Genomic DNA, 12,507 nt, shown 5'->3' on the forward strand with positions numbered 1-12,507 from the left:
GACACGTTACAGCTCGACGTTAAACCCTACGCAAGAGTGGAGTTAGACACGATTCGTCGTGCATCCACGGTGACGGCGTAGATAAGTCTACATAATTACAGATTATGTTAGATTTTTAGTAGCGGCATTCATAACTTCTAACAGGGCTTAATCGGTAGCACGATCTGAAAGAAATCACTATCTATAGCTTTATACCGATTTCTTTTGGATGGCTATGGAGGGATCATCCACTGTTTTCTGATATCAAAGTTCGTTGCGGGTATTCTCATTTTTACCAGGATTAAACTTATCAAACTCCTGATCAGCCAGTGGTGTATTCACGGCTGCGGCCTCTGGCGCTGCAGTCGCTCTGTTGTCACCGCTCTGTTGCCAATCGTAGAAGATGCCCAGTGTGTAAGAGTAAGGAATACTTTCTGCGTGAGAGAATGACCATTTAGGCACATTTTCCCTGAAGTATCTCTCCCAGCCATTTTCATACATCTTCACGGTGTGATCGCGTCGTTCACGGAACTGAAGATAATTCTCTTTCCGCGTCCAGCCATGCATCATATGGTTGGCTTTAACACGGTTGGCATACTCTTCTTCCGTTTCACTGAAGCGTTGAGGCGTGGCAATGGCAGTTCGTTTTACATAGTCAGATTCCGTTTCGCCCACGGCTGTCCAGCGATTGATCTTGTCAAGACCGCGGCCCAGAGGTCCGCCCAGCCATTGAGCGAGCATCTTGTTGTCGTTCATGAAGAAGTCGAAAGTGAGACTGGATGCCAGAGCGAATCCGAAGGTTTGAGCATAGGTAAACCCGGATATAAGACCATGGGTGTATGCTCCGACGGTGGCTACCGGACCCAGCACCAGACCGGCTGTGGCCGAGGCCAGAGTCTTTACTTTTTGTGGCGTTATCCGGTGCAGCAGTGGTACCTGAAATCCTTGTCCGGAACCCATGGATTTCACCATTTCGGGAACCAGACGGGAAATGCTGTGATACATCCGGGGGTTGGCGTTGTGTTGTCTGGCAAACAGCATGGTGCCGGTTCTCAGCAGAATGACTGAAGAGGCGACCTTGCCCAATGGCATCGCCAGCCCACCCACTTCAGAGAGTTGTTCCATTTCACTGTGGAAGGTGTACTGGCGCGCCCGGTCAAGATCAACACCATAGTGTTCCAGCCAGTGCTGGAAAGGTATGAGCATCCTGTGCGTGTAGTCACCCCTGTTGGTCAGGTCCAGAAGATAGAGCAGCGACATGTTTGACAGTGATAGCATGGTAGCCTGCAACACATTATGAGCCACCAGCAGAGGTTTGTAGCTGGAAAAGTACCAGGTGGCAATCTGTGCCAGAGAGGCTGAAGGTTTGATCCAGTAATCATTGAGCTGTCGCTCAACCGCTGTAGCATGAGCCTGCATCAATGTACCATGGATGATCTCGATCAGGTCTGATTCAGACAGGCCAACAGCATGGGCATAAGGTGCCAGAGTATCCTGAGCATGGGTCAGGAATGCCAGAGTCCTGCGACCGTTATCAAAGGCAACATCGTCAAGAACGTAGTTGGCGATGAGCGCAGTAGCGTACTCTTGCATGCCGGCAACAGACTCTTTCATGCCTGCCGGGCCAGTGGCGGTCACGGTCACAGGAGTAAAGGCACTTTGCATGAATTCCTCAGTACCCTCGTCGGACAGCATCTGGACAACCTTCCTGAACTCAGTCACCTTGACGCCATGTTTATAACCAAGAAAGTGCTCAAATTCAGTCACTGTCTGATAACCATCGACACCTCTGACGGCCTTCATGTGGTGCTCAAGTTCAACCTTGCTGATCAGACCTTCACGCAGCAGAGCGATGATCCTGTTACCGCTGGCAGAACGGGCAGCGAAGTATTCCGGGAAGCTTTTCAGGTCCTTTGGTTCATACTCGACGTAGTGAATGCCTGCTTTGCCCATGCCGAGAATTTCGTCGTCGTATTCTTGTGCCCCTGTTGCTATCTCTTGCCTGGCGCGGTACGACAGAATCTGGACTTCTTTGAGAACTCTCGGAGGTTGAGATTCCGATGAGGATGTCCTCAGGCTTTTGAAAATTTCCACAATCCGACTGGCCTGATCAAACCTCAGATGGTTTCCGGCCAGTGCCCGCATGCGAATCGGTGCAAATTCATCGTCAAAATCGAAAGTCGTCAGCAATGGTATGGCCTTACCGCTTTCTCTTGCAACTACTGTCAGTCCAATTGCAGCGTCCAGGGCTTGCTTTTTAAGAGGGTGCTGCTGTGTGAATTTTTGGATAGCGTTCAGAACTTTTGCCTGTTTCGGCGTGTATTGGAAGGGACCGCCGTCACTTTGGATGGCTTCCTCTGCAGCCTTCAGGACTATCTTCATTCTCTCAATGTATGCTTTCCTGCTTTTAATCTCATCTTGCAGATGAACCTGTTCCTGAATCAGTTTTCGGATCCTGCCGCCAAAACCATCATTCCCGCCCAATTGTAGCTGTTTGTTTCTCAGGGCATTAAGCCGTTGTTCGTGGGTGTCATTGGCGTCTGGTTTAAGACCCACGGCTTCTTCAGTGGCGTCAAGAGCCACGTTTTGAAATTCCGTCAGAGCGACTTCTGCTTTTGATACAGCATCACTTGTTTGCTCCAGGGCCAAATTCAGCCTGACCATTTCGTTTTCATATACGGTTTTAGCCTGCTTATCGTAGTCTTCAAAATCGATAACTTCCTGTTTTTTTCGATCCAGATTCTCTTGTAAATTTCTCTCTTCAAGCCTTGCAAGGGTCACTTCCATACTCTTCCTGTCGTGCTCACGCAAGAATTGTGCGATCTGAGTGTACTTTTTCCAGGTTAAAATCACTTCACCCAATGCTTCATCGGATTGGTTCTGAACATCAGAATTTGCGTAGGCTGCAATGGCAATAAAGTAATCAGATTCTTCCTTCAATCCGAGGTCACCAGTCCGGATGTTCAGATTTGATTTGGTTCTGATTTCCTCAAGGACTTCATCTCGTTTTTCTGCACTGCATTCCAGCAGGAAGTGCTTGATGTCCCTCATTCGCTCTTCAGGGGTTTGCTCATCAACTGCAGCCAGACCCAACCCGATCTGAACATCTTTCATTCCTTGATTGAGAGCTGTTTTTTCTTTATCCGAGATATGTCGGAGATCAGCACGGTTCAACGCCAATACTACGTTTTTGCCACGAAGAGTCTTCAATCTGTGATAAACACCCGCCAGTTCACTTTCAGCTTTTTTAATGGCTCGCCTGGCCATCGCGACATCACGATCAAGGGCGAATCGGGGCTTATGCCCCAGGCGAGCCATTTGCCTGTCCAGTTCATTTTCAATGGCTGCGATACGCTCATCAACCTCGGGCTGACCCGCTTTAAGCACTTCTACATCCAGATGTTCAAGTTTTTCCTCAATTAGACAGTTCTGCTCGTCTATACCGGCATGACTTTTATAGCCCTTAATCTTGAGTTGAACAGCAATTTGATTGTTTCTGATTCTCTTGGCACCTTCATCGTCATAAGTTTCGATTACTTCTTCCATTAATTCCCGAATTTTCTTTCTTAGAGCATGCTGCTGGTCGGACAGATTGGCATCGTCTGCAAACCCTATCTGCAGATCACCGGCCAGTTTAGCTATGAAGATTTTTCCTTTTTCTTTGGCAGCAGGATTTACATGAGGGTGGATATTTAGCGCCTTCTCCATAGCGGTAAGATAATGTGCCTGTCGTTCTCTGGCTCGCTGATCAGATTCTTCGACTATAAATTTGAGACGATCACGAATACCAAAGAGTATGATATCCACCCCCACCAGCCCCGCCTTCAGATCTCTTTCCAGATGCTTCTCCAGGTCTGGTCTGTCAGCTTCCCACCAGACGAAGTTTTCCATCTTACTCAGCTCGTCATTTGGAACATCACCGCTATCAAGCCTTGTAAGAACCCTTTCCAGTCTTGTTGCTTTGTCGTCCCCTTCATTGATTTCGATCTTGAGTATTGCTTCCAGGGATTGCAGTGTGAACCAGGCCTCTTCCTCTGATTGCTGCCTGGCTTCTCTGATATATAGTCGCATGTCTTCAGAAATGACCTGACGTTGAAAATACACATCGTCCTTTTCTCTAAGGTGACTCTTCCTCCCCAGAGCTTTTCCCGCAGCACGGAGTGTCTCAAGTACTTCAGGCATGGCTTTTGAATGGCATGGTATGCTGATGTCTTTCAGTTCTTCTTCCAATGCTGCATTCTTGAGAAGCGTGTTGTAAACCATTGACTTCAGGGCATTGAGGTCTTCTGTCGTGATGTCTTGATTCAGTTCACTCGAATCAGGGGCGGAAGTCGCTGCCAGCGCAGATTTTCTGGCCCTGGTGTAAGAACTCTTTATGTCCTCTTGTTCATTTATTGTTTGGCTCGGTTGCAGAAACCCTTCCTGATTGACCTGAGCTGCCTTCTGCTTCGTGTACTGCTGAATGGTCAGGGAACGGACTTCAGGCTCCTTGTCGATATCCGGGATCAGATCGAGCTGGTGTTGAATCTTGGCCAGGCGATTGTGGATTACAGCATCAATCCGTTCTGTCTGTTGTTGCAGCTGCTGTTGCAGGTAATGCAGGATGGACTGATAACGTGCATTGAGATCGTTTTCATTGTTTGGAGTAATATCGAGCTGCTTTTCAATGTCGGCCATTTTTGTTTTCACAGCTTCTTCCAGAGGCTGTTCTATTACGGCATCTGTTACAGCAACCGATCTTTTGATTTCATGAATTCTCTTTATGATCAGTCTTGCTTGTTCTTCTGGTGGCTGGCTATCATCCCAGTAATCAATACCAAGCATCTCTGCCAGTTGTGTGTTGTAAACCATACCGGTTTCTTTTATGGCATCATGGAGGTGTTGTTGCAGATACTGGATTCGTTCGACTTTATACTGAAGTTTCTGTGACTGCTCTTCCAGTTTTTTCAGCACTTTACGAATCAGTACGAGGTCATCTTCAACTTGTTGCTTGAGCCCAAGTGCTCTGTGTTTTTTCTTTTCATTGGCAGTAGCTGTCTCCGATATAAGCTCTAATTGGTTTTTAACCCGGATGAGTTCGCTTTTTGTTGCGATGTGCTCTTGCAGCTGTCTTTCCCACTCAACCGTTTGTCTGGCCATGTTGCTCACAACTTTGGCAGCAAACTGTTCGTTGTGGTTAAAAACATCGAGCTGTGATTCGTCGACGACGGGTATAAGATTCATAATACCCTTAACGAAATTCTGACTGATCAGAAGCTCTTTGAGTGCGGGTTTGAAACTGAAGTGTTTGGCGAGTTGAATCTGCAACCAGGTTGGCGTGATGACAGACGAAGCGGCTCTGACATGCTCTGGTGTGAATTCAAATTCGACTGCCTGAGCTGGAGTGGCAATGGACAATGCCAACTGGAGACATTCGTAGTATGAAAGCGCAAGCACTGCCAATTTATCTTCGTCTGTAAGCGTTGTCGGTTGATCTTTGTTGACTCCGGCGTCGTGCCGCGCAGCAAACCCCTCCAGCAGTGCCATCTGCCTGCTCCGAATGGCGTACTGGTAGCTTTTGACCCTGTACTTTTTAACCCATGTTGCAGCAGGGGCGGGGGTATTAGTCTCAGCTTCTACCCAGAATTTATAGAGGTTTTCTACAAAAGCGATATCATCGGGATTCGGCTTCTGGCCTCGGAAAACAATAACCTCCCCGGGAGCTTCTTTTACTTCCAGCTTTGGGTAACCTGCAGGCGCTGGATAAACCCGCGTGTCATCCTCGACGTGAACAACATAGCCGACAGGTTTGCTGTGTGCTAACAGATCATTAAGGGCCTGCTGTTGTAAATTTTCTTCCAGGACATGAACCTGCATATAGGCAGAAGTGGCTGCCGCCAGGAGAGCCTCATCATTGACAAAGAGTGATTGACCCAAACGTTGCAGTTCAGGGGGCTGATCGTCTAAAGCGATAAGACGCATGAAGGTACGCCCATTGACTTCAACCTTTTCAACTTCAATGGTGGCAAGAGCGACGTAGTGATCGTTTGTTCCGAGGTTTCCTGCTCTGTCGCTGGCAACTTCCAGCACAGTAGCCAGTTGCTCGGGGCTGGCGATTTTAGTAAATGGTTCTAGTGCCTGGATGCATAGTACTTGATAACGGATGGCCTCAACTGAATCCTGATCGGTCATTCCGTCTCTGACTTCAATAAGCAGTTCCTTTTCTTCAAGGTTATGGGTGAACCTGAAGACGCCCTCACCACCCACTTTCAGAACTTTGGTGTATTTCTGAGCAACGTTATCCTCGTCTGTTTCAAACTGATCAACAGTGGAAACGCCACCATGAATACTGTAGAGAACTTCTGTAAAGCTCGTAGAAGGAAGGTCATAGCCCTCACTTCTTCGAGGCTCATAAGGGTAAGTGGTTGTAGAGGATTTGGCTATTGGCTGTTCGTTAAGACCTAAAGTTGGCTGAAGCATGACCTCACTCTGGATAAACTCCGCATATCCATTGCCCGGAATAACGGCAGATTTTGTCTGCAGCCTGCGATCGGCCAGTGCCTGTGTACCAATGATGGAAGAGCTGATGGCAACTGCCACTGCAAGACATAATGCATTGGGACGAGCACTTGTCATTCTGTTACCTCAGAGCTGAGTACTTTTGTCACCGGAAAAAGTGATGTTCACACCAGACGAGTAAGCAACGGTTAATCGTCCATGGCTGTCAATTGGCTGTCCTGTCAGCACTGTTTTTCCACTCGTAGAAGGTGCCCAAAGTGTAAGAGTAAGGAATACTTTCTGCGTGGAAGAATGACCATTTAGGTACATTGTCCCTGAAGTATTTCTCCCAGCCATGCTCGTACATCTTCATGGTGCGGTCACGTCGTTCACGGAACTGAAGATAATTCTCGTTTCGTGTCCAGCCACGCATCTCGTTCCGCATCCAGCCATTTATCATGTTGTTTGTTTTAATACGGTTGGCATACTCTTCATCCGTTTCTTTGAAGCGCTGAGGCGTGGCAATGGCAGTACGTTTTACATAGTCAGATTCCGTTTCACCCACACGTCTCCAGCGATTAAGCTTGTCAAGACCCCGGCCCAGAGGTCCACCCAGCCACTGAGTAAGCATTTTGTTGTCGTTCATGAAGAAGTCGAAAGTGAGACTTGACGCCAGAGCGAATCCGAAGGTTTGAGCATAGGTAAACCCGAATAAAAGACCGTGGGCGTATGATCCGACAGTGGCTACCGGGCCCAGCACCAGACCGGCTGTGGCAGAAGCCAGAGTTTTCACTTTTTCTGGTGTGATTCTGTGAAGCAGTGGCATCCGAACTCCTTGTCTGGAAGCCATGGATTTCACTATTTCGGGAACCAGACGGGAAATGCTGCGATACATCCGGGGGTTGGCGTTGTGTTGTCTGGCGAATAGCATGGTGCCGGTTCTCAGCAGAATGACTGAGGAAGCGGCCTTGCCCAATGGCATCGCCAGCCCACCCACTTCAGAGAGTTGTTCAATTTTACGGTGGAAGGCGTACTGGCGCGTTCGGTCAAGATCAACACCGTAGCGTTCCAGCCAGTGCTGGAAAGGTGTGAGCATCCTGTGCGTGTAATCACCCCTGTTGGTCAGGTCCAGAAGATAGAGGAACGACATGTTTGACAGGGATAGTATGGCAGCCTCCGGGGTGGTATGGGCCACCAGCAGAGGTTTGTAGCTGGAGAAGTACCAGGTGACAATCTGTGCCAGGGACGCTGAAGGTTTGACCCAGTAATTATTGAACTGTCGCTCAACCGCTGCGGCATGAGCCTGCATCAATGTGCCATGGATAGCTTTGATCAGGTCTGATTCAGACAGGCCAACGGCATTGGCATAAGGTGTCAGGGTATTCTGAATATTGGTCAGGAATGCTGCCGTTCTGCGGCCATTTTCAAAGGCAATATCGTCAAGAAAGTAGTTGGCAATGACCGCAGCTGCGTACTCTTTCATGCCGGCAACAGACTCTTTCATACCCGCCGGGCCATTGGCGCTCACGGTTACAGGAGTGAAGGCACTCTGCATGAATTTCTCAGTACCCTTGTCGGACAGCATTTGCACAACCTTATTGAACTGAGGCAAATTGACGCAGTGTCTGTAGCCAAGGAGGTGCTCAAATTCATCCACTGTCTGATATCCATCGACACCTCTGACGGCCTTTATATAGTTTTCAAGTTCAATCTTGCTGATCAGACCTTCACCCAGCAGAGCAATGATCGTGTTACCACTGGCAGAATGGGTAGTGAAGTATTCTGAGAAGCTTTTCAGGTCTTTTGGTTCATACCCGAAGTGGTGAATGCCTGCTTTGCCCATACCGAGAATTTTGTCGTCATATTCCTGTGCCCCTGTTGCCATCAGACGTCTGGCCTTGTTCGACAGAATATGCACTTCTTTGAGAACTATCAGAGGTTGAGATTCCGGTGAGACCGCCTTCAGGCACTTAAAAACTTCCACAATCCGACTGGCTTGTGTAAATGTCAGTTTTTCTCCGATTATTGCCTGCAGGCGAATCGGTGCAAATTCATCGTCAAAATCGAAACTCGCAAGAAATGATGTTGTTTTAACGCTTTCTTCTGCTAACTCTGCCAGACCTATTGCGGCTTCCAGAGCTTGTTTTTTAAGAGGGTGCTGCTGTATGAGTTTGTGGATAGCGTTCAGAACTTTTGCCTGCTTCGGAGTGAACTGGAAGGGGCCAATGTCACTTTCGACGGCTTCCTCTGCAGCCTTCAGATCCTCCTTCATTCTCTCAATGTCTGCTTTCCTGATTTCAATCTCACCTTGTAGATGAGCCTGTTTCTGAATCAGTTGCCGGATCATGCCGCCAGTACCCTCATTACCGCCCAGTTGTATCTGTTTGTTTCTCAGGGCATTAACCCGGTCTTCATAGGTGTCAGAAGAGTCTGGTTGAAGCCCCACGGCTTGTTCAGTGGATTCAAGTATCTCTTTAAGATCCTCCAGAGCTTTTTTCGTTTCTGCTACAGCCTGACTTTTATGCTCCAGGTCTGAGTTCAGCATAGCTATTTCGTTATTATGCAGGGCTTCAGCCTTCTCATCGATCTCTCCAGAAGGGGTGTTCTCCTTTTTTTTAAGAGCCAGATGCTCTTTTACATTAGTTTCTTCACGCAGTGCATGAGTTAACTCCATACTTTTCCTGTCGTGCACACGCAGGAAGTCTTTGACCCGAGTGTACTTTTGCCTGGTTAAAGGCAGTTCACCCAATGCGTAATGGGCTTCGTCCGGGTCATTAGAATTTGTATGGGAAGCAATAGCAATAAAGTAATCTGCTTCCTCCATTAATCCGGGGTCACCTTGTATCTGAAGGTTAAGATGTTTACTGGCAGCTTCCAGTTTCTCGAGGACTTCATCCCGTCTCTCAGCGCCGTCTCCCCTCAGGAAATGTCTGATGTCGTCTACTCGCTCTTCAGTGGTTTGCCCGTCGTCTGCAGGCAGGTCGTAATCGATCTGGATTTGTTTAATGGCCTGATTGAGAGTCTTTTCGTCTTCGTCCGTGATAGCAGGGTAGACGTCGGTACGACTCACATAGACCACTTGTTTGCGACGAATATTATTCAGTTTTCGATGAACACCTGACTGATTACTTTCAGCTTTTTTAATGGCTCGTTTGGCCCTGGCGACATCACGATGAAGGTCGAACCGGGGCTTAGGACCCAGACGAGCCATTTGCTTGTCCAGCTCATGTTCAATGGCTGCGATACGCTCATCAACATCAGGCTGACCCGCTTTAAACACTTCTTCATCCAGATGTTCAAGTTTTGCCTCAATCAGACTGTTTTGCTCGTCTATACTGCCGTGATATCTGTAGTTCTTAATGTTGAGTTGATCGGCAATTTGATTGTTTTTGATTCTCTTGGCACCTTCATCGTCATAAAATTCGTTTACTTCTTCCATTAATTCCTGGATTCTGTCTCTTAAAACATGCTGCTGGTCGAAAAGGTTGGCATCATCTGCAAATCCCAGCTGTAAAGCTCTGGCCAGTTGAGCCATGAAAATTTTGCCTCTTTCTTGAGCAGCAGGGTTTTCATGAGGGGAGATATTTAGTTCCATCTCAAGAGCGGTAAGATAATTTAGTTGTTGTTCTTCGGCTCGCTGATCCGATTCTTCGACTACGGAGTTGAGACGATCATGAATATCTGAGAGTACGATATCCGCCTCCGGCAGATCTGCCTCCAGGGCTGGTCCCGGCCGTAAGATCATGTACATCCCACTCAGCTCGTGATATGAGACATCACCGCCATCAATCTTTGCACGGATCCTTTGCAGTCTTGTTGCTTTGTCATCACCTTTATTGATTTTGATGGTGAGTATTTTTTCCAGCACTTGCAGTTTGATCCGGGCCTTTAACTCTGACACCCGTCTGGCTTCTCTGATGCACAGATGCATAAGAATAGCAATGACCTGACGTTGGAAATACACATCGTCCTTATCATTGAGGCGATTCTTTTTCCCCAAAACTCTTGCTGCGGCACGAAGTATCCGAAGCACTTCAGGCATGGCTTTGGGGTGGCCTGGTGTGCGGATGTCTTTCAGTTCTTCTTCCAGCGCTGCATTCTTGAGAAGCGTATTATAAAGTCTTGCCTTCAGAGCATTGTGGTCTTCTGTCGTGATGCCTTCATTCTGCTCACTCAGATCAAGGCCAGGGATCTGCCGCTTCAGGTACTGCTGAATGGCCCGGGAACGGACTTCCGGATCCTGCTTGCTTGCCATTTCAAACGTCTGTCCGGCAAAGTCGCCAATGACTTTGGAAGCAAAGCTTCCGTCTTCGGGAGGAGAAACGCCGTAGGCTTTGGTGACAATGGGTACCAATTCATGAATATTCTGAACAAAATGCCGGTTAGACAGCAGATCTTTAAGTTCAGGTTTGAAGCCGAAGTGTTTTAAGAGTTGATTATACATCCAGGTTGGCGTCATGACCGACGAAGCGACTCTGACGTGCCCTATTGAGAATTCAAATTCATCTGCGACACCTTGAGTAGCACTATCTTGAGTAGCACTATCTTGAGTAGCACTATCTTGAGTAGCACTGGTCAATGCCTGCTGAAAAGACTCATAGTACGCAAGCGTCACCAGTATATCTTCGTATGATCGAGTCGTCAGTCCATCTTCGTTAAGTCCGGCATTGTGCTGTGCAGCTAACTCCTCCAGTAACGCCGTTTGCCTGTTTCGAATGACGTACTGGTAGCTTTTGACCTTGTCTGTTTTGATCTTTGTTATTGTTTCAGTAGCGGGTGGGAAGCCATAAAATTCTTCCAGGAGGTGGTACAGACCCATTTGCACAAAGGCGATATCGCTGGGATTCTGTTTCTGACCACGGAAGACAATAATCTCCCCCGGAGCTTCATTCACTGCCAGTTTTGGATAGCCAGCAGGTACAGGATAAGCCTGTGTCTCATCCTCTGCGTGTACAACATAGCCAACGGGTTTAAGGTAGGACAACAGATTAGTCAGGGCCATCTGTTGTAAGTCTTCCTTCAGAACATGAACCCGGGTATAGGCCGTGGTGGCCGCTGCAAAAAGAGCCTCATCATTGACAAAGAGCGATTGCCCCAGATGCTTCAGTTCCAGAGGTTGATCGCCCGCGGCGATAAGACGCATAAAGGTGCGCCCGTTGACTTCAACTTTGTCTACTTCAATGGCGGCAAGGGCAACATAGTGATCAATTTCGCCCAGGCTTCCTGCTCTTTTATTGGCTCCTTTCAGTATTGCGACCAGCTGTTTGGGGTTGGCGACTTTCGTTAATGGTTCTAATGGTTGGATGTCACCTGATTGACTACAAACAGCCTCGACTGAATCCTGACTGGTCATTCCGTCTCTGACTTCAATGATCAGTTTGCTGTCTTCAAGGTTATGGGTGAACCTGAAGACTCCCTCATTACCGACCTTTAGAATTTTGGTGTATTTCTGAGCAACCCCATGCTCGTCTGTTTCAAACTGATCAACACTGGAAACACCCTCATCGATGCCAGAAAGAACATCTGTGAAGCCTTCAGAGGGAACGTCATAGCCTGCTCTGGCTACCGCCTGATCAGGGTAGGTGGTGGTAAAGGATTTGGGGATTGGTTGCTGGTCGTGACCTAAAGTTGGCCGAACCATGACTTCACTGTGGGTAAACTCCCCACGTCCACTGCCCGGAATATCGACAGATTTTATCTGCAGCCTCCGATCGGCCAGTGCCTGTGAAGCAGCGATGGAAGAGTTGATGGCAACAGCCACTGCAAGGCTTAATGCATTGAGGCGGGGATGTGTCATTCTTCTACCTCAGAGCTGAATACTTTTATTGCCGTGAAAAGTAATGCTTACACCGGGCGAGAAAGCAACTTCTAATTTAATCGCTCATGGCTGTTTTACCATGCTGTTGAGACAATCTAGTCCACAGTGGCAAAAGTTCAACGCCAGCAAAATTGAGTTGTTTTTTTCAGAGAAGGAGTGCATTCATGGCTTCTAACATAGCTTCCAAGATAGCCTCTGACAGGGTTTAATCGATGGTATGGTCTGAAAGAAAC

Annotated in this window: 2 protein-coding genes; both read right to left on the bottom strand. The window is 47.9% G+C overall.

The genetic code is table 11. The features are described 5' to 3' along the window. Window positions 1–243 precede the first annotated feature (243 nt). On the bottom strand, window positions 244–6,594 hold the full coding sequence (locus KBW69_RS19585; protein ID WP_257281954.1) for a hypothetical protein: 6,351 nt from the start codon (window positions 6,592–6,594) through the stop codon (window positions 244–246). An 88-nt stretch (window positions 6,595–6,682) separates the two neighbouring features. Beyond that, the gene (locus KBW69_RS19590; protein ID WP_257281955.1) at window positions 6,683–12,253 is read right to left on the bottom strand and encodes a hypothetical protein; all 5,571 of its coding nucleotides are present in this window, start codon (window positions 12,251–12,253) and stop codon (window positions 6,683–6,685) included. Between the last annotated feature and the right edge of the window lie 254 nt (window positions 12,254–12,507).

The organism is Endozoicomonas sp. ISHI1, assembly GCF_024606225.1.
GTDB lineage: Bacteria > Pseudomonadota > Gammaproteobacteria > Pseudomonadales > Endozoicomonadaceae > Endozoicomonas_A.